At 47.7% G+C, this 26,796-nt stretch carries 23 protein-coding genes; 4 read left to right on the forward strand and 19 right to left on the reverse strand.

All coding sequences use genetic code 11. From position 1 onward, the window contains the following. Window positions 1–24: 24 nt before the first annotated feature. The 6 genes from FE296_RS21060 to FE296_RS21085 are packed head-to-tail and all read right to left on the reverse strand — an operon-like array spanning window position 25 to window position 5,818. Window positions 25–792 (reverse strand): SDR family NAD(P)-dependent oxidoreductase, encoded by a 768-nt coding sequence (locus FE296_RS21060; RefSeq protein ID WP_150366204.1) that lies wholly within the window; start codon window positions 790–792, stop codon window positions 25–27. Window positions 793–828: 36 nt separating this feature from the next. Further along, window positions 829–2,667, reverse strand: a complete 1,839-nt coding sequence (locus FE296_RS21065; protein ID WP_150366205.1) for a cache domain-containing sensor histidine kinase — start codon at window positions 2,665–2,667, stop codon at window positions 829–831. After that, the gene (locus FE296_RS21070) at window positions 2,664–3,701 is read right to left on the reverse strand and encodes a response regulator transcription factor (protein ID WP_124117210.1); all 1,038 of its coding nucleotides are present in this window, start codon (window positions 3,699–3,701) and stop codon (window positions 2,664–2,666) included. The genes FE296_RS21065 and FE296_RS21070 overlap by 4 nt, the downstream gene beginning before the upstream one ends. Window positions 3,702–3,743: 42 nt before the next feature. Next, entirely contained in the window at window positions 3,744–4,622 is an 879-nt protein-coding gene (locus FE296_RS21075; protein ID WP_124117211.1) for a carbohydrate ABC transporter permease, read from the reverse strand. 12 nt (window positions 4,623–4,634) lie between these two features. Beyond that, entirely contained in the window at window positions 4,635–5,552 is a 918-nt protein-coding gene (locus tag FE296_RS21080) for an ABC transporter permease (RefSeq protein WP_223868986.1), read from the reverse strand. Window positions 5,553–5,608: 56 nt separating this feature from the next. After that, on the reverse strand, window positions 5,609–5,818 hold the full coding sequence (locus FE296_RS21085; RefSeq protein WP_124117213.1) for a tautomerase family protein: 210 nt from the start codon (window positions 5,816–5,818) through the stop codon (window positions 5,609–5,611). Window positions 5,819–6,406: 588 nt separating this feature from the next. Between FE296_RS21085 and FE296_RS21090 the strand changes: the two genes are divergently transcribed. Further along, the gene (locus tag FE296_RS21090) at window positions 6,407–8,143 is read left to right on the forward strand and encodes a methyl-accepting chemotaxis protein (RefSeq protein WP_150366324.1); all 1,737 of its coding nucleotides are present in this window, start codon (window positions 6,407–6,409) and stop codon (window positions 8,141–8,143) included. A gap of 170 nt (window positions 8,144–8,313) precedes the next feature. Here FE296_RS21090 and FE296_RS21095 read toward each other — a convergent pair whose 3' ends face one another. Then, the gene (locus FE296_RS21095; protein ID WP_190945408.1) at window positions 8,314–9,090 is read right to left on the reverse strand and encodes a hypothetical protein; all 777 of its coding nucleotides are present in this window, start codon (window positions 9,088–9,090) and stop codon (window positions 8,314–8,316) included. 283 nt (window positions 9,091–9,373) lie between these two features. On the opposite strand from FE296_RS21095, the gene FE296_RS21100 reads away from it, so the two are divergent. Together FE296_RS21100 and FE296_RS21105 are read left to right on the forward strand one after the other, a co-directional pair. Beyond that, entirely contained in the window at window positions 9,374–9,952 is a 579-nt protein-coding gene (locus FE296_RS21100) for a TetR/AcrR family transcriptional regulator (protein WP_150366325.1), read from the forward strand. Window positions 9,953–10,029: 77 nt separating this feature from the next. Next, window positions 10,030–12,216 (forward strand): YhgE/Pip domain-containing protein, encoded by a 2,187-nt coding sequence (locus tag FE296_RS21105; protein WP_150366326.1) that lies wholly within the window; start codon window positions 10,030–10,032, stop codon window positions 12,214–12,216. A gap of 108 nt (window positions 12,217–12,324) precedes the next feature. Here the strand turns inward: FE296_RS21105 and FE296_RS21110 are convergent, their stop codons facing one another. From FE296_RS21110 to FE296_RS21145, 8 genes are all read right to left on the reverse strand, one after another. Next, entirely contained in the window at window positions 12,325–12,702 is a 378-nt protein-coding gene (locus FE296_RS21110; RefSeq protein WP_124117216.1) for a hypothetical protein, read from the reverse strand. Window positions 12,703–12,725: 23 nt separating this feature from the next. After that, the gene (locus tag FE296_RS21115; protein WP_150366207.1) at window positions 12,726–13,073 is read right to left on the reverse strand and encodes a DUF4190 domain-containing protein; all 348 of its coding nucleotides are present in this window, start codon (window positions 13,071–13,073) and stop codon (window positions 12,726–12,728) included. A gap of 489 nt (window positions 13,074–13,562) precedes the next feature. After that, a complete protein-coding gene (locus tag FE296_RS21120; RefSeq protein WP_124117218.1) occupies window positions 13,563–14,318 on the reverse strand; it encodes an amino acid ABC transporter ATP-binding protein in 756 nt (251 codons plus the stop codon). Between the two features lie 33 nt (window positions 14,319–14,351). Then, window positions 14,352–15,011: an amino acid ABC transporter permease gene (locus FE296_RS21125; RefSeq protein ID WP_105600918.1), complete on the reverse strand. Its 660-nt coding sequence runs from the start codon at window positions 15,009–15,011 to the stop codon at window positions 14,352–14,354. Between the two features lie 112 nt (window positions 15,012–15,123). Beyond that, complete coding sequence (locus tag FE296_RS21130; protein WP_036672520.1) at window positions 15,124–15,894, reverse strand: amino acid ABC transporter substrate-binding protein; 771 nt, start codon at window positions 15,892–15,894, stop codon at window positions 15,124–15,126. Window positions 15,895–16,026: 132 nt separating this feature from the next. Further along, window positions 16,027–16,584 carry a DUF4825 domain-containing protein gene (locus FE296_RS21135; RefSeq protein ID WP_124117220.1) on the reverse strand — a complete coding sequence of 186 codons (558 nt, stop codon included), beginning with the start codon at window positions 16,582–16,584 and terminating at the stop codon, window positions 16,027–16,029. Next, window positions 16,581–17,276 carry a permease prefix domain 1-containing protein gene (locus FE296_RS21140; protein WP_124117221.1) on the reverse strand — a complete coding sequence of 232 codons (696 nt, stop codon included), beginning with the start codon at window positions 17,274–17,276 and terminating at the stop codon, window positions 16,581–16,583. The genes FE296_RS21135 and FE296_RS21140 overlap by 4 nt, the downstream gene beginning before the upstream one ends. After that, on the reverse strand, window positions 17,273–17,632 hold the full coding sequence (locus FE296_RS21145) for a PadR family transcriptional regulator (protein ID WP_150366208.1): 360 nt from the start codon (window positions 17,630–17,632) through the stop codon (window positions 17,273–17,275). The genes FE296_RS21140 and FE296_RS21145 overlap by 4 nt, the downstream gene beginning before the upstream one ends. Before the next feature lie 307 nt (window positions 17,633–17,939). Here FE296_RS21145 and FE296_RS21150 point away from each other — a divergent pair, with 307 nt between their 5' ends. Beyond that, the gene (locus FE296_RS21150; protein WP_150366209.1) at window positions 17,940–18,365 is read left to right on the forward strand and encodes a hypothetical protein; all 426 of its coding nucleotides are present in this window, start codon (window positions 17,940–17,942) and stop codon (window positions 18,363–18,365) included. A gap of 49 nt (window positions 18,366–18,414) precedes the next feature. Here the strand turns inward: FE296_RS21150 and melA are convergent, their stop codons facing one another. The 4 genes from melA to FE296_RS21170 all read right to left on the reverse strand — a co-directional run bounded on the left by melA (window position 18,415) and on the right by FE296_RS21170 (window position 26,691). Next, window positions 18,415–19,920, reverse strand: a complete 1,506-nt coding sequence (gene melA / locus FE296_RS21155; RefSeq protein WP_150366210.1) for an alpha-glucosidase/alpha-galactosidase — start codon at window positions 19,918–19,920, stop codon at window positions 18,415–18,417. Window positions 19,921–20,054: 134 nt separating this feature from the next. After that, window positions 20,055–21,068 carry an AraC family transcriptional regulator gene (locus FE296_RS21160; protein ID WP_223868971.1) on the reverse strand — a complete coding sequence of 338 codons (1,014 nt, stop codon included), beginning with the start codon at window positions 21,066–21,068 and terminating at the stop codon, window positions 20,055–20,057. A gap of 303 nt (window positions 21,069–21,371) precedes the next feature. Beyond that, window positions 21,372–23,708: a rhamnogalacturonan lyase gene (locus FE296_RS21165; RefSeq protein ID WP_150366327.1), complete on the reverse strand. Its 2,337-nt coding sequence runs from the start codon at window positions 23,706–23,708 to the stop codon at window positions 21,372–21,374. 538 nt (window positions 23,709–24,246) lie between these two features. Beyond that, on the reverse strand, window positions 24,247–26,691 hold the full coding sequence (locus tag FE296_RS21170; protein WP_190945410.1) for a glycoside hydrolase family 6 protein: 2,445 nt from the start codon (window positions 26,689–26,691) through the stop codon (window positions 24,247–24,249). Window positions 26,692–26,796: the final 105 nt, after the last annotated feature.

Here is a 26,796-nt window from a genome sequence, read left to right on the forward strand (position 1 = left end):
CCTCCTTATCGCAATGATGTAGCCTCAACGCATGTACATTCCGCCATTGATCTCAATCGTTTCTCCGGTTATAAAAGCACCCAGCTCGGAACACAGGTACAGCGCCGCACCTGCGACATCATCGGGAGTCCCTTCCCGTCCAAGGGGGATGCTGCCTACAGCAGAAGTTCGGCCTTCCGCCGAGGTGAACGTAGCATGGAACGCAGTCTGTCCGATGAAGCCCGGTGAAAGGGCATTGACCGTAATCCCGCCAGGAGCCAGTTCTTTGGCAAGTCCTTTGGTTAATGCAATGACAGCCGCCTTGGATGCTGCGTAAATAGCTGCACCCGGCCCGCCACCATTATGAGCCGCTACCGAGGTCAGATTGATAATTCGTCCGCCGCCAGCCGCCTTCATGCCAGGAATGACCGCTTTGGAGACAAAGACGGCGCTCTTCAGATTGACATCCATAATCCGGCTATACAGCTCCTCGCTCATCGTTTCAATAGGACTACGCTCCACCAGATGTCCAGCGTTATTGATCAACAGGTCAATCGGACCGCCGAAACGAAGCGTGATATCCCCAACCATCGATTCTATGGCATCCATATCGGTCACATCGGCCTGAAATGCCGCTGCTTCACCACCAGCATCCCGAATCGCTGCCACGACCTCCTCCGCCCTCTCCATATTATGCAGCCCATTCACAGCCACCTTTGCCCCACAGCGAGCTAATGCCCCGGCAATAGCAGCGCCAATCCCTCCACTGGAACCTGTTACCAATGCAATTTTGTTCTGCAAGTTAATATTCATGTTTGATCTTCCTCCCTGTTATTGGTTTCAATTACATTAAATCCGCTTGCTGTGCTGATCGGCCGGAAGCGCCATCGTAATGGTCGTTCCCAAGCCCCGCTCACTCTCAATCATCAAGCCATACGTTTCTCCAAATACCAGTTGAATCCGTCGATGGACATTCATAAGACCAATGCCTCCACGATGGTAGACATCATCGGAGTCTTCCCCTGCCAGACGATTCAATTCCAGACGGTCACGCAGCTTCTTCAGGCGTTCCTCGTTCATGCCCATGCCGTTATCCTGCACGATCACAAGGAAGCGATCTTCCAGGCGCCGAGCATCGATGCGGATATAATGACCCGGTTCCATGCCCTGTGGAAACGCATGTTGCAACACATTCTCCACCAGGGGCTGGAGGGTGAGACGAACCATTTTTTCCAGCAACAGATCCGGTGCAATGATGACCTCCACTTCAAGCTCCCGATCCATGCGATGTTTCATGATGGAAAGGTAGGCGAGTACATGCTTCAACTCATTGGCCACCGTAATTTCCTCCAGATTGGTCTGAATGGAATAACGGAGCATATGGGCCATCGATTCCACCATCTGTGCAATTTCTTCGGAGTCCTGTACAACGGCATAACATTTGATCGTCTCCAGCGTGTTGTAGAGAAAATGCGGATTGATCTGCAACTGGAGCGCCTGAAATTCCGCACGGTGTCGTTCCAACGCCTCCTGCTGTAGCTCAATTTCCGACTTCTGGCGGCGCAGCTCCGACTCGTATACACTCTCAATCATATCCGACAAACGGCTGACCATCAGATTATAGCTGCGGATCAGCACGCCGATCTCATCGCGCCTTTCCTTCATTTCCACCTTGTTCCAGATTCCCTTCTCAGTCTGTCTCATTCCGTTCATCAGCACCCGAATGGGTTCCACTTGAGATGCTCCGATCCGATACGCCACAATAAGCGCAGCGAGCAAGGTTCCTGCACCAACCCATAATGTAGCTGAGCGAATCGTTGCAATCGGCCTTTGAAGCTCCGACAGCGGCACGGAAGCAACAAAGCGCCAGCCCGAATAGGCAGACAGTTCCGATATAAACAGCCGTTTGGTGCCTTCCGTGTTCTGTTCCAGTGATCCTGCCTCCATGTGCATAAGTCTGTCCACGGTGCTGGATGACATCACGGTTTGCGCCTCCTCGACCCCAGGAAGGTAGATGACATTTCCGCTCTGATCCATCACATACTGATATCCCCCTTGACCGAGATCGAGTTCTCCCCAGATGTTGTCCAGCTCAAGCACATTCACTTCCATCGCCAGCACTCCGTTTGGTGTGTAGGAGGACATCCCCCTGATCCGGCGTGCAATCGTAATGACATTCGAACTCTGTCCACTGCGAATACTGCGGGTGAGCAACATCGATTCGCCATTCGCAGGAGTTGCAGCGAGCAGCTCCTTATACTGTTGTGCAGCATCGATATCGGGTATGCCCGCTGAATTCTGGTTGTCATCGATGACAACCCGCCCGTTCTTCCCGATAACATACAGGAACTTGATCTGTGGATATAACATAAATACAGGCGGGAACACGTTCCTTTTAATCTGACGGCTGTACTCGTAATAGGCATAACTATCCTCCGAATTCATATCGAGGAAATGCTTCACACTTCCATTGGAGAGGATGGAGTAGGTTGCGCGATCATAATTTTGCAAATACAGGTCGGTCTGGTACGCCGTATTGCGCATCGTTTGGGCGATGTTGTCCGCCAGCTGATCGTTCATCTCAGTCGAGGCATAGGTGTAGGTAAACAAGCTGATAGCAGACAGGGACAACGTAATCACGATGGCAAAATGAAAGAACAGGCGGATCGACAGGCTGCGCTTCATCATTCAATGCCCAACTTGCTACGGTATTCGGACGGGGTCAGTCCGGTAATCTTCTTGAATGTCTTGGTAAAATGGGGATGATCCGCATACCCCACTTCGTAGGATATATCCGTAATTCGGTTGCCCGGCTGTTCCAGCATGCGTTTGGCCAGTTCCATTTTGCTGCGTATCCGGTATTGAATAAAGGTCTGACCTGTCGTCTGTTTAAACAGTTGGCTGAAGTAGGACGGGTTCAGTCCCAACTTGGCAGCAATCTCGTCCAGTGACACTTCCCGGCGCAAATGCTGCTCCAGATAAGCCTTAGCTTCTTCCACCGGATGCTTGCGCTTGCCGCTGCGCTTTTCCTTAATCGTCTTCATTAACGTCTGGATTTCGTTGCCCAGAGCCTTGAAGCACTCTTTTGAGGAAGCGCTTTCATTAATCTGACTGGACGTACTCATCGTTCCGTTTCCCCGTGCATTCATTCTGGCTACAATCAATTCCAGCAATTCCTGAAAAAGCTCCGCTGTCTGCTCAGGCATCAGGGCATATGCCGGATAACGATCTGACCATGCTGCGAGCAACTCCGTCACATCGGATTGTCTAAGCTCCCATATCGCCTCTTCCAGACGCTTCGCCCAATCGTTCAGCTCCCTCACGGGTACAAGAGAAACCGTAGGTTTATCCTCTTCGGATGCCAGCAATTTGAGCAGCAGTTCATGAAGCTCCTGTCGTCCCACAGGTTTGAGCAAATATCGCTTTACCCCATAATCCATACAGGCTCTTGCATATTCAAAGTCCGAATAACCGGAGACCACAATAATGCGTATCGTACTGCCTTGCTCGGATAAACGACGGCATAGCTCAATACCGTCCATCGTTGGCATGCGGATATCCGTAAACAGGATGTGCGGCCGAAAGTCTCCCATCACCTGGAGAGCTTCTTCCCCATGTGCAGCCTGCCGAATCTCACAGTCGAACAGTCCCGCTTGTTTGATCATCTTCGCCAGACCCATTCGAATCATTGGCTCATCGTCCGTAATCAAGATTCTGAACATCGCCATTCCCCCGTTTCCGTCAGATCTGTATGTTGCTTGTACTTAAGATTTGACGGAGCCGACCATGATTCCTTTTACAAAATGCTTTTGCAGGAAAGGGTAAATGATAATGATCGGCAAGGTGGCGATAATAATGGTTGCCATTTTGATGCCTTCCGGCGATGTATGCGCAAGGGTGCTATAGACGGCAGAACCTGGATCGACGGAAATATCGTCACTTTCAAACAGCTTCTTGAGTGTTACCTGGATCGGCCACCAGGCCGGATCATTCAGATAATAGAGCGCCGTGGAATACGCATTCCAGTGGCCCACGGCATAGAAAATACCGAGTGATGCCATGGCCGGTTTGGACAATGGGATGACGATACGCCAGATGATACCGAATTCTCCACAGCCATCGATGCGGGCAGCGTCAATCAGCTCACCCGGCAACTGTGCGAAGAACGAGCGCATAACGAAGAAATTAAAGGCGTTAATCGCTCCGGGCACAATCAGCACCAGTGGATTATTGACCAGATGCAGCTCCTTCATCAGGATAAAGTTCGGAATGAGCGGCGCCGAGAATACGACGGTCACCAGGACAAACATGACAACGAGAGAGCGTCCCTTGTACTCGGGACGAGACACAGGATACGCAAGTGATGCCGTTGCAGCAAGATTGACCAGCGTCCCGAACAGCGTCACCCCAACCGATACCGCAAATGCCCGCCAGAACGCAGCATCGCCAAATACATATTCGTAATTGATCCAGGTAAAATCAACAGGCCAGAAGCTAACCTTTCCACCCATGATCGCTTCCGAGCTGCTAAGGGACTGGGCCAGCACATTAATGAAAGGCAGAATCATTGTCAACGAGAGCAGCGTAAGAAAAACGAGATTACCAATGCGAAATATACGGTAACGGACACTGGGGGTACGCATAGAACTCGCCTCCTAATACAGGCTTTCGCCGGTTGTTTTTTTGCTGAAGAAATTACCAAGTAGAACAAGCATCAAACCCACGACCGACTTGAACAATCCGATGGCCGTTGTATAACTGTATTGCTGTGAGAGAAGTCCGGCTTTGTAAATATACGTATCGAGAATTTCACCCGATTCCAGATTGAGCGGATTCAGGAATACAAACACACGCTCAAAGCCCAGATCGAGGAACTTCCCAATGTGCAGCAGCAGCAGGATCATAATCGTCGGCAGCAAGGATGGCAGGGTAATCGACCATATTTGCTTCAAACGTCCGGCTCCATCCACCTCTGCCGCCTCATACAGATCGGGATTGATGCCGGCAATGGCAGCCAGGAAAATAATCGTCCCGTACCCGGAGTCACGCCAGATCCCGGAACCAATCAGAATGGAACGAATGTACGAGTCTTCTCCAAGAAAGTAGATTGGTTGCATCCCCAGAAACCCAAGTGCCTTGTTCACCACCCCGGCATCCATCGAGAAAATGCCCATGAAGATTCCGCTAATAACGACCCAGGATAGAAAGTGAGGCATGTATACAATCGTTTGCAGCAATCGCTTAAATACAATCATCCGTACTTCATTTAGCAGAATGGCCAGTAAGATCGGTACCGGGAATGCAATCACCAGATCATATAGTCCAAGCAGAAGTGTATTATTGAGAATTCGCAAAAAGTCATAATGGCTGAACATCTTCTGGAAATGCTCCAACCCTACCCAATCACTGCCGGTGATGCCTTTGAAAATGTTGTAATTCTGAAAGGCAATCACTGAACCGAATAAAGGTACATATTTGAAGAGGAAAAAATACAGGATGCCCGGTACGGAGAGCAGATATAGGATCCGATATCGCCACAGATAACGTCCTGTATCTCCGAGCCGGGTGCCCAGACCAGACGAGTGAAGTCTGGTTGTCCCTCGGCTTGGTGGCACGATATCCGCCGGCTTCACGTCTTCTCCCCTCCCTGCTTCTGTGATTGCATGGCTCTCAAATTATCAGGAACGTTCTCGTCCCATGGGATTTCATTGAATTCAACGGAAATATAATCCGGCTCACGGTCGATAATACGCGAGAGCTCGCGTGTGAACACCTCCACTATCTCCTGCTTTTGCTCATCCGTCCTGCCTTCATACAGCCTGATCGTAATTTCTGGCATCCGAGTTAAGCTCCCTTCAATTCATAATGTAAACGCTTTAACAACTTTATCTTAGCGCTCCTGCATAAGGGCAACAATGGACTGTCTTTTCGTTCTCTTGTGTTTTCTTTAGGTCATGGCAAACAAGCCCAAAAGGTCCCCTTCATGAATGGGGAGTCCCGTTTATTTGAAATTAATCATCAATCCAACGTCTTGTTATATCATGTTTTAGTCCTCCTGACCTTGCATTAACAAACGTAATAATAAAGATCGAAAACGAAAAACACGCCCACAGAACCAGTACCTTAGAACCATTTTCGCACGAAAAGCTAATATTAACATGACTTTATAACGATATATTCTACGAAGTAACTTACCTGGGGGTCCTATAAGTGAAGTAGAACTTGTAACAATGCAAGAAGCACACTGCATCATAAGAGAATGTCACGTAACCACAGTAAAACTAGAATTATAGAAGTTGCACGATAACAATTTCCCACTAAATATTCGTTAGATTACATAGCGTATAGCGTCCCATCCAGGTACAGTGCATTTTCATATTTGTAGAAGGAGTGAACCATCTTGTTTAATAAGCTTCGCTGGAGTACCATGCCTTTCTTTATCAAAAATTTGGTAATTTCATTCGGCAGTATCACGTTGATTGGTGTGATCCTGATTACTGCCGCATATCAATTGCAGAAAAACATCCTGGTTGAACAGTTGCACGACCAGGCTACCGTTATCACCCAGAAATGGTATGACGATCTCGACACTGCCAAAGTGGCAGAAGCGGCTAAGGAAAAAAGCTACTCCGGTCCTGTACAGCAGGAAATGAAAGCTTACCTTGATTCCATCCATGTGTTCTATCCAAACATCGCACAGGCGTACATTTTCGGTTCAGAACTTGAAGAAGGAAACGGAACGTCCATCATCGCCATTCCAACGAACCTGTTGGAACCATTCGAGGAAGGTAATCTGCCCGCAGGTGCCATGTATCCGCTACCTCAAAATAACGTCGTGGTGTTGGAACAGATGAAAAAGGACGGGAAGCCTGCTTTCAGTGATTTCTACACGGACGAGTACGGAACTTGGACCACTCTGATCTACCCTATTAATAACGCAGATGGCTCCATGTACGCTGCTCTTTATTTCGATGTTGATGCAAGTGCCGTTCCAAAAGGACTTAAGGAATTGCTTACGTACGGATTGATGTTCCTTGTCGGATTCCTAATCCTGTTCATGGTGTTGCAATTCATATTGCTGAAAAGAACGTTGCTTCCAATCCGCAACCTGATGAAAGGTATCGAAGAAGTCAGCACGGGTAATTTGGACGTAACCATCGACACGGGGCGAGATGATCTGGGTATTATCAACGAGAAGTTTAATGCGATGATCCATCGATTCAATACAACGATCTATAAAGTACAGAATACTTCGCATCACCTCTCGGAATCTTCCAAACAACTACTGGGCATTTCCGAGAAAAATAATGTTAATATTCAATCCATTAGCCACAACATCCGGGAAATATCCACTGGGCTGGTGTCACAGGACAAAGCCACTGTGGAGAATGCACGCGCCATGACAGAGATGTCAACGGTAGTGCAGACCATTGCCAGCAGTTCAGCCGATGTGGCAGATGAAGCACTCAGCATGGAGCAGCGCTCCAGCACGGGTAATGTGGTGATGCAACAAGTCATTGAGCAGATGCGCCTGATTTCTGGTGCAGTGCAAAATACGTCAAACTCCATCCAATCGTTGGAAAACAATTCGAACCAGATTAGCAACATTGTTAATCTGATCACGGAGATTGCCGGACAAACCAACTTGCTGGCGCTTAACGCTTCGATCGAGGCGGCCCGCGCAGGCGAAGAAGGACGAGGTTTTGCCGTGGTTGCAGGCGAGGTGCGTAACCTGGCAGAACAATCCCAGGAATCAGCGAAGCAAATTCGGCAGTTAATTGAAGAAATTCAGAGGGATATCATGCAGTCTTCCGAGGCGATGCAGTTGGGTTCCAAGGAAGTCACCAAAGGCTTGGAAGTTACCCAAGAGACAGGTGTATTCTTCGAAAATATTCTGACTGCTACGAACAAAGTTGCAAACCAGATCCAGGATATCTCCAGTTCTACCGAAGAAATCTCGGCAAGCACACAAGAAATGTCTGCCACGGCCGATGAACTGTCTGCCAATGTCAGCAAGGCAGCAAGCAGCAGTAAACAAATTGAGCAGTCCATTGAAGAGCAGGAAGCCTCCATGGCAGCCATTGTGAGTGCCTCCGATGAGCTCTCGGTTGTATCCGAGCAACTTCAAGAACTGATCTCATTCTTTAAAGTACGCGCAGAATAGAATTAATAGGATACAGAGAACAAGAATACGACACAGTAAAAAACCAAGGCTCATGAGTGACTACACTCAAAGCCTTGGTTTTTTTGTTGTTACCAGGGTAGGCTCTATACCTTCCCGGTATCATTTAACAGACAGTGGTGTCATCAACTGATTGTTGAACCTCCAATCCACTATAATCCTGCAGCTGCTTTAATTTCTTTTCTTTGAGAAACGATTAATGATTGTATCTTTTCTGTTCCAAATGCACCTGCTGAGAAAGCATTCGCTTTCGGATAATAAACCATTCGAAAAGATGTTCCATCTTGAAGGTGCACACGTAAAAAAATCCCTGTCTCATGCTTGGATTTCTTATAAACCTCTTCAAAGCCAACATATCGCAACGGCAAAAGCTCGTTCATGAATTCGGATGCGGCTTCTTGGGGAAAGTCACCGATTGGGCTGCCATCGTTCCCGCTTTCAAGGCTGACTTTTTCCACTTTGTCTTCAATGTCCATCAGGTCTCCCATTGTCTTAGCATTGGGATTTTCTTTTGCTTCGTAAACCTTATTATTCGCTACTATTCGATAATGGGACTTATAACCTTTTAGTTCATGTATAACGGTTCCAATTGGAAGATATGCCGCATCACCATTCTCGGTCACGTGATCCGCACACGCATGCTCGTTCAGCATGTAGCTCACTTCCCCTATCCTATCCCCAATTTGCTCTGCAGGTACCTCTTTGGTCCCTTCGTTGTTTTGAAAGTATGTAACATCATTGAACATCAGAAAATCAATCCATTCAATGGTTCCCGGGCATCTCTTCGTTGATTCCTTTGAAACTTCTTTCGTATCCGTTTCCTGGGGTTTGGATGTTATTTCGCCCTTATTTGGTGTTCCACAGCCAACAATAATGACTAGAATCAAAAGTATACTCAAACGCTGGCTCCAATATTTAAATGGTTTCATTCTCAATCACCTCAACCTATTAGACGGATTCAACGAAGACATAGTTACAAGCTTTTTTTCGCTCAGCTATTCTACTCGTTAAACGCTCCGTCATTGCTTTTTCATATGAGCATCACATTCGCACCTATGGAACCTATCCCAGCACTTTTATGACAAAGATCACATCCACCTTCCCTGTTCAAGTGCTACATTTGTTAACGACCAGTTGACCAAAATAGTAAATCGGTCATTAAATACTTACCTTACCCATTATCATTTCAACCTATAAGGAGGTGTATATGTGATGAAAACGATAGATCGAAGGCAACAGGTGATGGATTCTGCCGAGAAATCCTTTGCCCTGTTTGGCTACAAAGCCACAACGATGGAGCAGGTTGCGAGACTTGCCAATGTGGGCAAGGGAACGATCTATACTTTTTTCGATAATAAAGAAGAACTGTTCAGCGAGATTCTGCGCTCGATTATTGCGGATATGAGACAGATTACAGAGCAGACGGTGAAGGAAGAGAATTCCTTTCTGGATAACGTGCATATGAGCATGGATTCTCTGCTGGAGTACCGGGAGGAACATGAGTTGTTGATCAAGCTCTTTCAGGAGGTTAACGAGTTCGGTACACCGCAAGCCAAGGAAGGTTTGCAGAAAGTGGAGACAGCCATTCTCGAATATCTGGAGCGTCAGGTCAGCCGTGCCATGGAGTTGGAACAGATTCGCAGGGACAATCCCAAGCTGGTTTCTTTTGTCCTGCTGAAGCTGTATGTCACCTTAACCTCGGATTGGAACAAAGCGCACCCTACGCTGCATAAGGATCAGATCAAGGATTTTGTGGGCCTCTTTCTCAAGAATGGCTTATCCCCCACCTAGAGAAAGGCATGCCAATAGTTTCAAAACATAATAGAGATAGAACAAACGGATTAGCGTAAGGATGGGGAGAGAACATGATGAAATCATTCCACGTATTTGGGCAGGATCTGAAGTCCGCCTTCAAGAAACCAAAAGTATTTATTCCAATTCTCGTTGTACTGTTCATTCCGGTGCTGTATAGTGGCCTGTTCCTGAACGCATTCTGGGACCCCTATGGCAAAATGAATGAGTTACCTGTGGCCGTGGTCAACAAGGATCAGGGCGCAGTCTACAATGACAAATCACTCGAGGTCGGTCAGAATCTGGTCGATGAATTGAAAAAAAGTGATGATTTCAACTGGCAATTCGTGACTCGTGAACAAGCAGAACAAGGTATGCAAAACAACACGTATTATATGACGATTGTGATTCCGGAGGACTTTTCCACCAAAGCAACAACCCTGATGGATGAGCACCCCGAGCCGGCAGACCTGATCTACGAACCCAATGAAGGATACAACTTCCTCGCAGGTCAGATTGGCGGCACGGCGGTCAAACAAATTCGCTCCAAAGTCGCCGCCAAAGTCACAGAATCGTATACGGAAACGTTATTGGATCAGGTCGAAAAAATCTCAGGCGGTTTGGCGGATGCCGGGGATGGCGCAGGTCAGATTCATGATGGTGCGACTAAGCTGGATGATGGTGCTGCTACATTAAAAGAGAATCTGTCCAAACTGGCCGCTGGCACCGACAAACTCGAAACGGGCGTAGTTTCGTTAAAAGAAGGTGCGTCCACTCTCGCCCAAGGCACAGGTGATCTTCATACTGGCGCGAGTGCCCTATCCAGTGGGCTGTTCCAACTCGCAGCAGCAGGCACGAAGCTGAGTGATGGAGCAACCCAGGCTCAAACCGGCGGCAAACAGCTACAGGCTGGTATTCAATCTGCTCAGGAAGGCGCAGCTAAGCTGAATGCAGGTCTAGCGGCTTCCGAGGAAGGCAGTGCAAAGCTGACCGCTGGGCTGCAAAGTTCTGTTGAGGGCAGTGGCAAAGTTAGCGAGGGTGCCAAAGCGGTTGCACAAGGGCTCGCCCAATTAGCTGAAGCCAGTCCGGAACTGGCCGCAAGTCCTGCTGTTCAGCAGCTCCTGGCAGCTAGTCAGGCCGTAGCCGCTGGCAGTGAACAAGTGTATCAGGGCGGACAGCAGTTGGTCGCAGGCAGCCAAAACCTGTACGCTGCACAGCAGCAACTGCATCAAGGCAGCAGCCAGTTGGTACAGGGTGAACAACAACTCGTACAAGGTGCCACGCAATTATCCGCCGGACACGAAAAGCTTGCGACGGGACTACAGCAATTCAATTCCAAATTATCCGAAGCAGCGTCTGGAGGAGCCAAACTTGCGGACGGTTCAGGTCAATTGAATGCGGGTGCAGGCAAGTTGGTTGCGGGTGTAAGCCAGCTCACAGACGGCATCTCAACCCTTGCAGATGGCTCACATAAGCTCGATGACGGTGCTGTTCAGTTAAAAGAAGGTACGCTGAAGTTAACGGACGGCTCTGGCGAACTTGCCACCAAGCTGAATGAAGCGGCTGAGCAGACGGGGAGTGTGAAAAAGACCGATGAACTGGTAACGATGTATGCAGAGCCTGTTCAGGTCGATGAGCATAAATATAATGAGGTGCCCAATTATGGTACAGGATTCTCGCCATACTTCCTGTCACTGGGGCTGTTTGTCGGGGCATTGATTGCCACTTTGGTTGTACCAACTCGCGGCAGCACGGTTAGCGAGGCAAGTGGCTGGAATCGTTTTGTGAGCAAAACGCTGGCTTTCACGCTCATGAGTGCTGTGCAATCCCTGCTTGCTTCATGGCTCGTATTGTACGGCTTGGGTCTGGAAGTTCAGAGCGTTCCGTTGTTCCTCTTGTTCAGCTTTGTGACCAGTCTAAGCTTCATGTACATCATTCAGGCACTGGTGACTTGGCTGGAGAACCCGGGACGATTCCTCGCAATTCTGATGCTGATTTTCCAGCTTACGACCAGCGCGGGCACCTTCCCGCTCGAACTGATTCCAAGTTGGTTGAAGGTGTTTAACCCATGGCTGCCTATGACGTATTCCGTAACAGGTTATAAAGCAGTTATCTCAAGTGGACAGTTCCGCGTGGCTTGGGATCAGATCGGTATTCTGTGCATCTTTGCGGTGATTGGTCTAGGAGGAACCTTAACTTACTTCCTGATGCACCGCACCATAGAGAACGAAAACGTCAACAGTGAAGTCGCAATTCACGCGTAGTACGAAAAAATAGGCAAAGGCATATCCCCCTGTCCTGACTCGCTGGATGATCGCAAGTCTGGGCTAAAAGGATATGCCTTTGTCTTTTTGTTAGTTTCGATATTCAGTTTAGCCAAGATCCTTCACAATGTGTTGGTTCAGAGAACTCAAAAAATCACCTTGCATGGAGCCAAGGGTAAGCATTTTCTTGATAATGCTAAATCGCCAATGGGTACCATTGAGCTGGAATGACCATATAGCGGAGAGTCCCATTCCAGATTTTAATTTTTGATTTTTCAGATCATTCAGAGCAAAATCGAGCGTTTCTACAACTTTGGAGGAAAATACATTGAGAAAGAGAACTCTTAATCGGTCTCTATTGATTAGTAAAATCGCTTTGCTCGTCGGTGATGAAATCGTCTGTGAAATGGCATAACAGGCCAGCATATCAGGTCCTCTGTACGGTTCAGCTAAACGGTCTATAGATTTTCTAGTGATCAATAGCATTTATATTCTTCCTATTCCTTTTCCTAGTATGTAGAGTACATATCAGAACTCGAGACAGCGAAAGTAAATAACAGCACGATCGTAATCAGTAATACATATAACGCTACACTGATGATTCCACAGACAAGGCCAGCAATGGCTAATCCTCTGCCCTGTTCCATGCGGTTCTTCATTTCTTTGAGCGATATGGAGGCAATGATGATGGCAACAATACCAATCAGTAATCCCACATATGGAATCACGATGGACAATATGCCCAAGACAAGAGCTGCAATCGATTTGCTATTGGTTTTTGGTATTACATAAGGTGGTGGTGGAAGTGTGTCGTTATAATAACGATTCACATCATTTTCGCGATCGCGATGTTCCAAGGTAGAACCCTCCCTGTTTAATAAGTATGTTCATTATAATGTTTTAGAGGGAATGAGTGTACCACATTTTGTAAATAGCGAGTTGGTATTAATTTTATTTTATCCCTCTGATGATCCAAACCAATCATTCCTCTAACATACAGATATTATTATGATAGTACTTTTCTGGATTACATTGGGGGATTAACTCAGATGAAAATCGATAAGATCATGAATATACTTATGATTTTGATGCTTGTGATCATTGCTCTTTATCGGAATAATTTGGCTGTATTATGTTTTAGCATTGTTTTGTTTGGAATCATGAGTTATACGACATTTAGAATTCGAACTCCTTGGAATGTAGCAACTTATATCTTGTTGACCCTTGTACTGATTATCTGGAATATATACCTGTGGACATAAGCTATTATTTTCAAAAAAAGAACGCAATCCCTTATTACTCATAGGATTGCGTTCTTTAGTTATTTCTTAGATTTGGAATGCCTTCTATCCTTCCACTTCCACCCGCTGCAAAAACGTCCGGGTACGTGCAAGCTTTGGATTGCCAAAGATCTGTTCTGGCGGCCCCGCCTCTGCGATCTCCCCGTTATCCATGAAGAACACACGATCCGCAACATCACGGGCGAAGCCCATCTCATGCGTGACAATCATCATCGTCATATTTTCCTGGGCAAGCTGTTTGATTACGCGAAGCACTTCCCCGGTCAGCTCCGGATCGAGTGCCGATGTCGGCTCATCGAACAGGAGAATGTCGGGCTGCATCATGAGTGCGCGGGCAATAGCTACCCGCTGTTTCTGTCCACCAGACAGATTGGCCGGATAGGCGTCGGCCTTGTCCGACAGTCCGACTTTGCCGAGTAATTCCAGACTGCGATGCCTAATGACGCTTGAGCTTTCTTTTTTCAAAGTCTTCGGTGCGAGTTCCAGATTAGCCTCTACGGTCAGATGTGGAAACAAGTTGAAATGCTGGAATACCATACCCATGCGATCCGTTATCTTGCGAATATCTGAGGCACCCGCATAACGACCATTATCAACCAATGTCTGATCCTGAATGCGAATTGTTCCACCCGAAATATCCTCCAGATGAATCAGGCTGCGCAGCATCGTACTTTTCCCCGAACCCGAAGGCCCAATCACGGCAATTACTTCGCCTGGTTCCACGTTGAAGGATACCTGCCTCAGTACATCAAGTGTACCGAATGATTTTCTCAACTGATTTACTTCTATTATATGTGTCATATGCAGACAGTCCTTTGATTAATCAGATTTAATTTATTCAAATGAAAACCGCTTCTCGAGTGCCTTGAACAATACTGTGAGCACTAGTGTCATGAGTAGATACATAACCGCTGCCACGAAGAAAGGGATTAACTGCAAGTCGCGATTCACCGCCGCTTGGGCGTAATATAACAGCTCAGGTACAGCTACGGCGTAGAGCAGTGCCGTATCCTTGATGAGCGTAATGGACTCATTGGCTGTTGCAGGCAACACTACACGAATCATCTGAGGAATGATGACTTTGGTCATTGTCTGCCATTTCGTTAATCCAAGTACCTTTGCTGCTTCATGTTGCCCTTTATCAATGGACAGCAGTCCGCCCCTGAAGATTTCAGCGAAATACGCCGCATAGTTCAGGATGAACGCAATCCCTGCTGCAACAAAGCGATCAAACACCAGATACTCCCCAATCACCGGAAGCAACGGTAAACCGAAGCAAAAGAATAAAATTTGAAGCAGTAGCGGTGTTCCCCGCATCACATATACATACGTATGAGCAATCCATGCCAGTGGTTTAATCTGGCTTCTCATGGCGAGCGTGACCGCAAATCCCAGCGGTACAGATAATACGATCGCGAGCAAGAACATGAAAATGGTGGTCTGCGCGCCCTCTAGCATCGGTTTTAAAATGGTCGATAGATAATCCCAACTCATTATTTTGTCTCCTCTAATCTGTTAACCCCGCATTCCTCCGAAGCATAAATCGCTCCAGCGTGGAATACGGGGTCCGTTTTGTTTCGAACTATATATCAGGTGTGTAACCTGCCTATTTCAGAACCTTGTCTTCACCCAACCATTGGGTGGAGATTTTAGCTGCTGTTCCATCTGCATTGAGCTCATCCAGTGCTTTTTGCAGCTGATTCAGAAGCTCTTCATTGCCTTTTTTGATACCTATTCCGTATTGTTCCGGTGCAAGAGATTCATCCAGCAGTTTGAATGTTCCCTCTTCCTTGGACATGTAGTATCTCGCGACCACTTCATCAATGATGACCGCATCCAGACGTTTTGTCTTCAAATCCGTCAGTGCAAGCACGTTATCCTTGAACTCGGAAGCTTTCACTTTATCCTTCAGGGGACTTGCTGCAAGTGCATCTGCCGCGGAGGACAGTGCCTGCAATCCCACATTTTTACCATCGAGTTCATCCAGCTTCGTAATTGGTGAGTCTGCCAAGGTAATGGCTACCTGACTATTTTCCAAATACGGCTTCGTGAAAAGCACTTTCTCTTTGCGCTCATCCGTAATGGTGTACCCGTTCCAGATCATGTCGATCCGGCCACTGTTCAGCTCTGACTCTTTGGAAGACCAGTCGATCGGCTGGAATGTGATTTCTTTACCCATTTTCTCCGCTGCAGCTCTTGCGTAATCAATATCGAAACCAACAATTTCATTCTGCTCGTCCCGGAAGCCCATTGGAGCAAACTTATCGTCAATTCCTACAACAATCGTGTTATCGTCTTTGCTTGCGGAACTGGAACAACCAGCCACAATCAATACACATATACTAATGAATAATAGTAGAATCGCTTTTTTTCTCATCTCTCGAACCCCTCCATGTCTATAACCAAAACCCAAACGCTTTAGTTCGTTACCACGTTATCAGAGATTTATAATAACATAGCATGGAAGAAGAGTCGAGTCTCTTACCTATTTCCTTCTATTTCATGCAGCTTAATTGTCAACAATCTGTGAAAAAGCCTCTTTCACTTGTACCGGTTCTACCAGCTTCTCGCGTACAGTCGAATTCCATAGCTCCGGGTTCTGAAGCTCCTTTAATTCCGTACCTGTCCATTGTTGGGCAGATTCACGACGTAAGGTATGGCTGGTATTCTCAAACTGGTAGACGATCTGCTCCAGATTATCGATCATAACAAAGTTCGCAACCGCATTATATACGAGTATCCGCTCAAGTTCCTCTGCATCCATCTCACGCGTATCCAAGCTATAATTCACTTGAGCCGTGAACGTCTCCGGGTACAGTTGGTAACCATTCAATCTTTCTCGTAAAGGTAAAGCCTGATTCAGATGACTAAGGTTTGAATTATCACCCATGTAGGGACTGCGATATTTGGCTAAAGCGGCAAAATCATGTGTCAGCGGATTTTGCTGCTCTGCTTCATATCGATTCTGTTTTGCCTCGTTCCTCGGATTAACGAAACCCTCAACGAACACAAGGCCAACCACACCGAGAACAACGAGTGCAATAATCCATATATTTTTCCCTCTCATGACACATCACTCACTTCATATTTGCTAATGATCCGATACGCACGATGTACTACCAAAGGAATAATAACGCTCAGTAACGGGATAGCAAAGGCAATGACGATCACAGCAAACTGATAGGGTCCATCCACCTGAATGGGTCGATTAAACCAGATGTTGCTTCCGAATCGCAACGCTGCCTGCGTTCCCCATAGTACGAGTATTAATGCCGCCCACAACCACCATATTCTGCGATTCCACTGCACTAAGGCAGGGATTCGAATAACCGTTGTTTTCACGGAAGTTGCAGGATCGTTCGACTTGTTGATCAACAGATATAATACATATGTGCCACCAACAATGAGGCTCACGATCATAAGCACATTGTTTATGGCGGAGCCTTGCATCAGCACTCTCATTGGAATGGTAATGATCCAGGCTATGAGGCTATAAATCAGAGCAGACTGCAACAACGCTGTCCAGTAAGGAACACGTTGTACCCTTCGATGGTCACTCATCACTTCATCCATACCAGCGATATACTGAATGGCGGTCTGGAACGCCTTCTCTTCACTCATCCCCTGCGAGATATAATCGTCAATCCGCGCAACGAGATTGCTGTGAATCTCTTCTTTTAATTCTCGATTGTCTAATGTATCTTGTGCGTGAGCGAACAAACGATTCACATGACGGGTGATGCGAGCATCCAATCTCATAGGTCTTCATCTCCTTTTTCTCCAGTGACAATCATGCAATCAATCAGTCCCTTGGCTGCTTGCCAAGCATGAACCTGATCTCTGTAGGCTTCGAGGCCTTGCGTTGTAATCCGGTAATATTTGCGTCGTCCTCCCTGCGTCTCTTCCCCCCAGTAGGACTCCACATATCCACTCTTCTCCAGCCTCTTCAAACTGGAATAAAGCGTAGGTTCCTTCAATTCAAACTGCTCTCCGCTCTTACGATAGATCTCCTTAATAATGCTGTAACCATAGTTATCAGAAGGTATAAGTACACTCAGAATGATGGGGTCAATATTGCCCCGAATCAGATCACTGTTAATCACTTGCACATCCATCTACGAGTTTCACCGACTTTCTTCAATCCTGTGTCTACTATAAGACACATTACTATGTCTGTAAAGGTAATATGTATCACATGGTAAATATGTATCGCAAGAGCAACACTAGCAACAATCCTCACTTGCTTTTCGTCTGGAAGATATCAGGGAGGTGGATAAAATAAAATTCTTCAATACGATAAGAACATTGACCACATTGGTATTTCTTTCAACTATGCTTATATTATCCGGCTGTAACCCTACTCCAAGTAACCCTAGAAATATTACCGCAACACCACCAGAAACTAATGTAAAGGAAGCCAAAATGGGATTACAACAGGTTCAGGAACCGGAGCCAACCTTACCTCAGAAGCTACCTACGCCAGCTATTCAGAGCGAAAGCGGCATCTCTATTCCTGCTATACAGGGCAGTTATTGCTGGGGAATGTGTGCTGACTATGCAGGGGATATGGAACTGCTGGAAGGTAAAGTACCTGTCTCCGTGTTGGTAGGTGAGAATATATCTATTCATCTGGATACGAATGTACCCCCTGACGAGTTCACTCTGGTTGAATATGTGAATGGGAAGGCACGTCCCATCTCTTTGCGAGAAGGTTCATTCCAGTTGTCACAGGAAAAAGGAACTCATTATTATGGAGCCTTTGCCCGGTGGACATCCCCTCAAAATTCGCAGGTTTCCTTGGGTGATACCTCTTTTGCCTTTGTGATCCGTGGTGTCGAAAAAAAATAAAAACAAACAGGGCCCCTCCAATTTCGGAGAGGCCCTTACGCCTTTTTATCTATTGCTGCACTTTCTCTCTATCTTTCCCTTTATCGGATTCACCCGCGTTTTTGTTGGCAGCATCGCGATCCTGTTTCATTTCTTCCACCGTTTTCACCTTAAGACGTGCTGCACCTTCATATTCCTTCGTTGGAATCAAGTCACCAGCAGCGAGTCTCGCTTCTGCGGCAGTGATAGCATCACCATACTGTGGCAACCACTTGGCCTGTGCAACCAGCATCTCGTCGACCATCTGCCAGATCTCCTTCGGATTACATACGGCACCCACGAGCGGGTCCATCATGAACGCCTGACGAAGTAATTTGTCGTCTCCGTTCACCGCGGCTTCAACCGCAAGACGTTGCACGGAAATACTCACATTACATACCGCCGCCGGGCCAAGGGGCAGATCCCCTACATGCGGCATGGAGATACCGTTGCGATCCACATATCCCGGTGCCTCAATAATCGCATCATCTGGCAGGTTCGAGATTACTCCATTATTAACGGTATTGAAATGTCCGCGATAGACACGTCCCGTCTCCAGCCCTTCAATAATGTACGAACCGTGCTCCTCACCCCGTTTTTCCGGAATGAATTGCATCGGTTCATCCTTCATCCAGTTAGGAAAATCAGTCTCGAACCAGTTGCGTCCCTCGGTACATACCCGCAGATAGCCACCTGTCTCTCCATTGATCCAGTTGCCCAGGTCGATCCATTCATTGATCTCTTCCGGACGTTTGCGGTACCACGGCACATATTCACTCAGGTGACCATTCGATTCCGTACTGTAGTATCCGAAGCGGCGCAGCATATCGATCCGTACTTTTTCGGTACGGCTGTACTCTGGATGTTTCTCAAAAGCTTCGAGCAGATCACCTGTAAGATCTTTACCTTCATGAGAAGCCTGAATATACCAAGTCTGATGGTTGATGCCGGCACAGACAATATCCACTTCACTCTTTTTCAAACCAAAAGCTTCCGCAATCTGATGATGACCATGCTGTACCCCATGACACAGTCCGATCGTCCGCACACCGCCATACTTATTGCAGGCCCATGTGAGCATCGCCATCGGATTGGAATAGTTCAAGAGCAGCACGTCAGGTGCGCTATGTGCACGAATATCTTTACAGATATCCAACATCTCAGCGATTCCGCGTTGTCCATACATAATGCCACCTGCACACAGCGTGTCGCCGACACATTGATCAACCCCATATTTCAGTGGAATATCCACATCGGTTGCAAATGCTTCCAGTCCCCCGACACGAATCGTACACAGTACATACTTCGCATCTTTCAACGCTTCTTTCCGATCCGTTGTCGGCTGAATCTGAATATTCAATCCATTCTCACGGATATCCCGCTGACACAGCTCAGTCACCATGTCCAGATTGTGTTGGTTAATATCGCAGAACGCAATTTCGATGTTGTTAAACTCCGGTACCGTCAGCAAATCCCGCAGCAATCCCCGTGTGAATCCGATACTTCCTGCCCCGATAAACGCCACTTTAAACGACATGTTTATATCCTCCCCTAATCCAAATCTTTTGCTTCGGTTAATGACTTCTTCATGAAATCATTGTACCAACGGCAAATAGGGAAGCGTTATCAAAATCATGACCTGTTCAAGATCTTGTTGTCAAAAATCCTAACTTATTCATTCGGCGGGTACTGACTGACATGTCGTTCCATAGAGGAGCGAAATTCAACTGGCGTACAGCCTGTATATTTTTTGAACAACATATGAAAATACTGACGACTGCCTACCCCGACATAATCGGATATCTCTGAAATCGGGATATTGGTCTGCTGAAGCAGCATCTTGGCCTTCTCCATGCGAAGCATCGTCAGGTAGTCGGTTGGTGTACGCTGCGTGTGCTGACGGAAAATGCGATGCAAATAACCCGGATGCAGATTGACGGCTGCGGCAATGTCCTTCATCTGAATATTGCGATCCATATTATGATGCATGAATTCAATCGTTCGTTTGACATACAACTCCGCCTGATCTGGCGCACTCCGGTTCATTTCCCCACGCAGACGTGCCACACGGACGATCAACTGGATGAACAACGTACGCACCAACATTCCCTGTTCCGGGGACGAGAGATTCCGGGCTTCGCGGTGATGTGACCTTTCCTCTGGTGGAATGATCTTCATCGGCACAGTTGATCTTCCTTGCTCCAGTAGACCACGCTGATCGAGTTCCAACACTAGACTTTTCATAATGTGGTACACCTCTTCCGGATCAGGTAATACCAGATATGGCGAAGCATTAGTCAGTAAAGCTTGGACTTCTTCCTCTTCCAGCGCAAGCTGGCGGATGGATAGCTGTCCAGGAGACGAGGTGGAGAAACCAAACTCCACATTGAGCATCCGGCAAGGCACGCCATCTTCCACCAGCAAACGGTGCGGGACACCTGCGTCGAGCATAATGAACTGTCCTTTTTTCAAAACGGCCTGCTCCGAGCCCCCATCCGGCATCTGAACATCCACCCGGCACATTCCCGAAATAATATACATGATCTCCGTGGAATCATGATTGTGATAGGACATACGGTAGTTGTCCCATTGCTTGTAATAATACGCGTAAAAACGCGGCCCGCAGTCCTCTGTTCGCAATGCCTCCTGATATAGGCTTCCTGTCCAGCGTTTTGTGATACTCACATCCACACCTCCATTCATACAACGATCAATCCTCACTTTTCTCCATTGTAACAATTCTGTCGGGTGGATATAAACTGTATGTAAAAGAAAGACGTAACACGGATGGCTGAGAAACCGCCAAGCTTTATCCGCAGATCCTTATGTGAAAAAAGCTCTGAAACCTCCATGTGCGGGACACATTGGGATTCCAGAGCTTCCAAGCTTCGATGCCAACTCTTAAAACTAACGACGCTGCGTTACGTTACAGGCTGATCATGAACACATGTTATGTTGCTATTGCTAGCTATTATTACTCCGGCCTGCTTACTTTCCGCCCTTACCTGGCGTGTAGAACTTGGGCAGCGTTACTTTGGACCAGTCTATATCCGATGCCATGTAGAAGGACGGATAGGAAGGCTGGTTGTATCCACTGTTCTGTCCGGCAATGCCCACGCGATACATCGCATCATGCATCAGCGTGTACAGCTTGCGGTCTGTCTTCTCGGTACTCAGATAGATACGGATCGCCGAGCTGTCGGTGGTTCTCACCAGCATCTCTTCCCGCCAATCTCCGAAAATATCAGCTACAAGAGAAGGTGTACCTTTGGTATGATTGTTAGTCAATGTACCTGTTGCCGTCAGCAACGTGCCACGATTCCAGTCTTTGATGGTTGGTGTAACATCAATCGCACCATCAACGATCTGTGTCGTCATATCACCAGACCAACGGATATTCATATTCGTTCCCGGTGCTTGATCACTGATTTTCTGCCCCTGTGCTGTCCACATGCCTACAGCCCAGGTCTCCAACCCACGACGAGTCGGATCAACATCACCCACCATGCCGCGTCCGGTATCTTTCCCTGTGTATCCGCCATAGATCACTTCTCCGGTCTTCGCATCACGCAGGGAATAGCCGTACGGAGCCCAAGGACCACCCTCGTGAACCATGAAAATCTCAAGTCCCGGACGATCAGGGTCAATATCTGCCACATGAAGTGCGTCCCCATGACCCAGACGGGCAATGGTTCCCGGTGCAGCACTTTCAGCAGGCATCAGATCTGTGGAGCTGTACAGCACGCTGCCGTCATGATCAATTGTAGCGGAGCCATAGATAATCTCCTGTTTGCCATCTCCATCCACATCCGCCACGCTGAAATAGTGCGCTCCCTGGGTTGTTATGGAGCCGTACTCTGGATCTGTACCATCTACGCCGTGTGGCCCGTCATTGAATGGGTTCTTCATCGGTGTCCAGCCGCTGTCCACTTTCCATTCCTTTTTCAACTTCTTGCCATCCCAGTTGTAAGCAACCATCGTCGAACGTGTGTAGTATCCGCGTGCAAAGATTGCAGATGGTTTCTTGCCATCCAGATACGCCACGCCCGCCAGGAAACGGTCCACCCGATTGCCAGGTTCAATCCGTGCCATGGCATAATCGCCCCACATCAGACCATCATCATGACGCTCGGGTTCATATGGAATGGTCTCCAGCTCTTTACCTGATTTGCCTTCAAATACCGTAACATACTCAGGCCCATCCACGATGAAACCTTCGAACTTGCGCAGCTCATTGCGGTTGCTGCGTTCTACTGCATACACATCAATGAAGTAGTCGGCCAGACTCTCGGCATCCTGTTGTGATAATGGATAGTTATATTTTTTCTCTATTCCAAAAGCCTCTTCCAACGTTGCAGGCCAATTCCCCTTCACAACTTCATCGTGTTTATGCCAATTCCTGAACATATCCACCACGTGATCGTAGTACCCATCAGCACTTAAACGATAATCATCCTCGTTCGAGTACCCTGCCTTGCGATCCTGCTTCGGAAGCGTAATGTACTTCTCGGAGGTCACTTTTCCTTTTTTATTATATTTGATAATCTTCGTGCCCGGAGCAGTCTTAAACATCATCTCGGCTTTGCCATCCCCGTCAAAATCATAAACGAGCATCTGTGTATAGTGAGCACCTGCACGGATGTTGACCCCAAGATCGATTCGGTACAGCAACTGTCCGTCCAGGGTATAAGCATCAATGTAGGTTTTACCAGTGTACCCTTTTTGCGATACGTCCTTGGCGTTGGAAGGGTCCCATTTGACGAAAAACTCATATTGGCCATCCCCGTCCACATCACCTAAGCTCATGTCATTGGCAGAATACGTATAAGCTTCTCCCGCAGGTGTCACACCATCGGCCGGTTTTTGTAATGGAATATCCACGTAACCGTTCGCCCAAGGTTTGACGGAGGCGCTGCGTTTGCTTTCCTTGCCCTTCTTGTTCACCGCTGCCACTTCATAACGGGAAGACGATTTGCCCGCGGCATCTACATAGTTGGTGCTGTCGGTGACAGTAGCGATCTTTTTGCCATCACGATAGACGTTAAAGTCCGTACCTGTCAGCCCTTTGTCGCTATACCCTGTTGCTTCGTCACCAAGCAATCTCCAACTAAGAAAAACACCTTCAGATGTCGAAGCAGCCACCAGACCCCGATCCAGATATTCCAGTTGAATCTCTTTCACGTGACTGCCCCCCTTATGTGATTGCAGGCTGGCCTCCGTCGCCCCATTACCGTTGGAAGCTTCCGCTCCCGTAACGCCAGCTGTTCCTCCAATGAGCAAAGCTACGCTAAGTGCCGAAGAGAGCACCTTGGCTGCAAGTGGCATACGAGCCTTCCTGCGACCGGATTGCCGACCTGACACCGATCCCTTATGTACCGGCGCTGTTGTTTCTAAGTTCATCCACCTTCACGCTCCTTGAGACAGAATGGGTAACGCATATACACATCGATGATAATTATACGTTGGATAATCCATACAGGCCTTCTTCAACGAAAGATCCCAATCCATAATGATTACGCTTACAAATATAAAAAAGAGAAATCAGCTTGCCCGACTACCAGAGTGCGGTCCCCCTTCCATTCTCTTTCCAATCCGAGCGAGGCGATCTCGCCCATCGGGTCTATTATAGACATCCTGCCTGCCAGACCCTAGGCAAATATCCGTCCAAAACGATCAATAATCAGTGTTTTTAGGAGTCTCATTTAGGAAATAAGTACTTGCAACTCTGAGGGTTATCCGTTCCGGTTACGAATCGTTCTTATGATCAAGAACTTCAATCTAGAATGACTCTTGTAATGAATAGCAAAAAACCGCGATCCTCTAACACACTGAGGATCACGGTTAAGACAGTTACAAATAAAGTTTAAGGCTCAATGCCCCATACCAGGTTTCCACCTTGATAGAGTGTTACCTTGTTCCAATCCTGGTAGGATGTTTTGGTTGGATCGAAAGAGTAGTCATTCGTCTCGTCAAAGTTGGACCAGTCTGTTTTGTACATGCGAAGCTGGATGTCTCCAGTCTGTCCACCAGCCTGAATGTTGCCAGCGCCAGATGTGAAGCTCAGTTCCACATACGAGTCTGTGAAGGTCCGCTGGATATTGGCTCCACCAACTTGAGCGTAATCGATGGCAGAATCCATCGCAGCCGAGCCTTCTTTGGAAAAGTAGTATCTGATCTTCAGATCACTCAGATTCACAGCAGTACTACCCAGATTTTTGATGTTGAAATACGGTTTGATCTGGCTATCTTGAGCATTGGTATCTCCAGCACGATATTGCACGACAAGATCACTCGTTGGAACAACGACACTTTGAGGTGTCGCGGAAGCTACAGCGGAATTGGCACTTTGCCCTGCTGCATTCACTGCACTTACCACATAATGATACGTTGTGCCGTTCGTCAGGGAAGTGTTGGTGTAGGACGTACCACTCACATTCGCCGCGATTGTTGTGAATGGACCTGTTGCACTCAGTGCGCGTTTCACATCATAACTTGTTGCACCTGTAGAAGCGGTCCACGTCAGGCTCACCTGCGCATTGCCTGCAGTTGCTGTGAGAGCAGTCGGTGCAGCTGGCGCCGTTACACCTGCAACCGGTGTAGCTGTTGCTGTTGCAGAGTTAACACTTTCACCTACTGCATTTGTTGCCGTTACCACATAATAATAGGTTGTACCATTGATCAGGCCGGTGTTGCTGTAAGATGTTCCACTTACATTAGCTGCAATCGTTGTGAATGGACCTGAAGCACTCAGTGCCCGCTTCACGCTATAACTTGTAGCCCCTGTAGAAGCAGTCCACGTCAAGGAGACTTGAGCGTTACCGGCAGAAGCCGTCAATGCTGCTGGTGCTGCCGGAGCTGTTGTTCCCCCCGGAGGATTGCCTCCACCGTTACTTGCAGGAAGTACAGGGAATGCGTTTTTCACCAGTGCCACGAATTGATCATGGAACCAGTGACCCGATACCGGAGCATTAGGCAACGCACCTGTTAATACACCATCCCGAGTTGTGAAGGTTGGATCACACATCCGGTCGAAACCTTTGCCTTCGTTATTCGGAATTTCGGAGCTGGAGCCATCGGATTCACCCGGAGGTTTCACCCATACATAAGCATCCAGATGCGCTGGTCCTGGTGCAGCCTTAGGTGCTTCACCAATACCTGCACCACTAGCATTACACCAGTTCCCCCGATGCTCCCGGCGATCTACACGTCCGGAATTCACATAGTCATTGATGTTGCTGCCCGTAGCAGATACTGGACGGTCTACCCCGCCCCACCCATTACGGCTAGTATCAATTAGGAAACCTGTGCTGCTTGGCCAGCCAGCTTGTACGAAATCGGCATACAGCGCAGCGGTGAAATCGGTTTCGTCAAAATAAGGATTCCACTCATAAAACTTGGCAGATTTAATCGGTTGTCCACCGATATTGAGATCAGGGTTAGACAGGTTCGGCTCCCCCAGCGGTGTAGTGTTTGCTGTATTTGTAATGAAGCCATCTGCACTGCTCAGACCTGCGGCTGTCCCTTGCACAACACTTGTATACAGCGCGACTGCTGCAGAACGGTTGTTATCCCATCCAAGCCAGCCGGAGTGGCCGATATCCAGATAGTTGTACACATTCGGAATGGCATGCAGCTTGTCCAATGCATACTTCACACCCGCCTCATAGATACCTGTTGAGCTGGCTTGACCACAAGCTGGTGTACTCAGGTTGGTCACAAGGTTAGGCAGACTGTCCGGTTCAATGACAGCAATAATGCGAATGTCCTGATACTTCGGATCTGCGAAGATATCTGCGAGCACATCAATATAATCCGTTTTATAGGTCTGCAGTGCCGCCTGTGTTAGTGGAAGTTCACCATTCGATGCGAGTGCATGACAATCCCGTCCGGGCAGATTGTAAATAACAAATGAAGCGGTGATCGGTGTACCCGGTTTCTTTTGAGCGAGAACGGCATCAAGATGCTGCTCTACACTTTTGCGACCAGCGTTGTCCGTGCCGCCATAGATTGCAGCAATCCGGTCAACCCATACTGCGGTTGGATACGATTTGACGGTCTCCATCTTGGCCTTCAACGACGCATCGTTGGTCAGTGCAATGGACGTATCCACGAGAGCTGAATAGTCCTGATTCAGATAGGCCGTTGCCCCTACAAATGGATTATCCACATGTGCTTCAGCCGCCTGAGTCAAGCCTGGAGACAATCCAGGGAAAATCCCCGCAGCGAGCAGCGTTGCTGCCAGCATTTGTTTTACACCTTTGCGCAGGATCTTCTTACCTCTCGATTTGGTTTTCAATTTAGTCTTCATAGTTCCACCTTTCCTTTAGTTAGATTGGGTTGTACTCATGTCTGATCCTCTGTGTCATTATGATGCTTAGCACGAAGAGAACGTTCGGATGAGTTGGTTGTATCA

Source organism: Paenibacillus sp. UASWS1643, assembly GCF_008693195.1.
Classification (GTDB): Bacteria; Bacillota; Bacilli; order Paenibacillales; family Paenibacillaceae; genus Paenibacillus; species Paenibacillus amylolyticus_B.

Excerpts from the sequence above, each read along its gene's own strand:
- FE296_RS21140 (WP_124117221.1), bottom strand. The coding sequence starts at position 17,276 with ATGAGATTGGATGCTCGCATCACCCGTCATGTGAATCGTTTGTTCGCT.
- FE296_RS21150 (WP_150366209.1), top strand. The coding sequence starts at position 17,940 with ATGGGATTACAACAGGTTCAGGAACCGGAGCCAACCTTACCTCAGAAG.
- FE296_RS21060 (WP_150366204.1), bottom strand. The coding sequence starts at position 792 with ATGAATATTAACTTGCAGAACAAAATTGCATTGGTAACAGGTTCCAGT.
- FE296_RS21130 (WP_036672520.1), bottom strand. The coding sequence starts at position 15,894 with ATGAGAAAAAAAGCGATTCTACTATTATTCATTAGTATATGTGTATTG.
- FE296_RS21070 (WP_124117210.1), bottom strand. The coding sequence starts at position 3,701 with ATGTTCAGAATCTTGATTACGGACGATGAGCCAATGATTCGAATGGGT.
- FE296_RS21170 (WP_190945410.1), bottom strand. The coding sequence starts at position 26,691 with ATGAAGACTAAATTGAAAACCAAATCGAGAGGTAAGAAGATCCTGCGC.
- FE296_RS21125 (WP_105600918.1), bottom strand. The coding sequence starts at position 15,011 with ATGAGTTGGGATTATCTATCGACCATTTTAAAACCGATGCTAGAGGGC.
- FE296_RS21065 (WP_150366205.1), bottom strand. The coding sequence starts at position 2,667 with ATGATGAAGCGCAGCCTGTCGATCCGCCTGTTCTTTCATTTTGCCATC.
- FE296_RS21075 (WP_124117211.1), bottom strand. The coding sequence starts at position 4,622 with ATGCGTACCCCCAGTGTCCGTTACCGTATATTTCGCATTGGTAATCTC.
- FE296_RS21095 (WP_190945408.1), bottom strand. The coding sequence starts at position 9,090 with ATGAAACCATTTAAATATTGGAGCCAGCGTTTGAGTATACTTTTGATT.
- FE296_RS21145 (WP_150366208.1), bottom strand. The coding sequence starts at position 17,632 with ATGGATGTGCAAGTGATTAACAGTGATCTGATTCGGGGCAATATTGAC.
- FE296_RS21165 (WP_150366327.1), bottom strand. The coding sequence starts at position 23,708 with ATGCCACTTGCAGCCAAGGTGCTCTCTTCGGCACTTAGCGTAGCTTTG.
- FE296_RS21110 (WP_124117216.1), bottom strand. The coding sequence starts at position 12,702 with ATGCTATTGATCACTAGAAAATCTATAGACCGTTTAGCTGAACCGTAC.
- FE296_RS21100 (WP_150366325.1), top strand. The coding sequence starts at position 9,374 with ATGAAAACGATAGATCGAAGGCAACAGGTGATGGATTCTGCCGAGAAA.
- FE296_RS21120 (WP_124117218.1), bottom strand. The coding sequence starts at position 14,318 with ATGACACATATAATAGAAGTAAATCAGTTGAGAAAATCATTCGGTACA.
- FE296_RS21090 (WP_150366324.1), top strand. The coding sequence starts at position 6,407 with ATGCCTTTCTTTATCAAAAATTTGGTAATTTCATTCGGCAGTATCACG.
- FE296_RS21085 (WP_124117213.1), bottom strand. The coding sequence starts at position 5,818 with ATGCCAGAAATTACGATCAGGCTGTATGAAGGCAGGACGGATGAGCAA.
- FE296_RS21105 (WP_150366326.1), top strand. The coding sequence starts at position 10,030 with ATGAAATCATTCCACGTATTTGGGCAGGATCTGAAGTCCGCCTTCAAG.
- FE296_RS21135 (WP_124117220.1), bottom strand. The coding sequence starts at position 16,584 with ATGAGAGGGAAAAATATATGGATTATTGCACTCGTTGTTCTCGGTGTG.
- melA (WP_150366210.1), bottom strand. The coding sequence starts at position 19,920 with ATGTCGTTTAAAGTGGCGTTTATCGGGGCAGGAAGTATCGGATTCACA.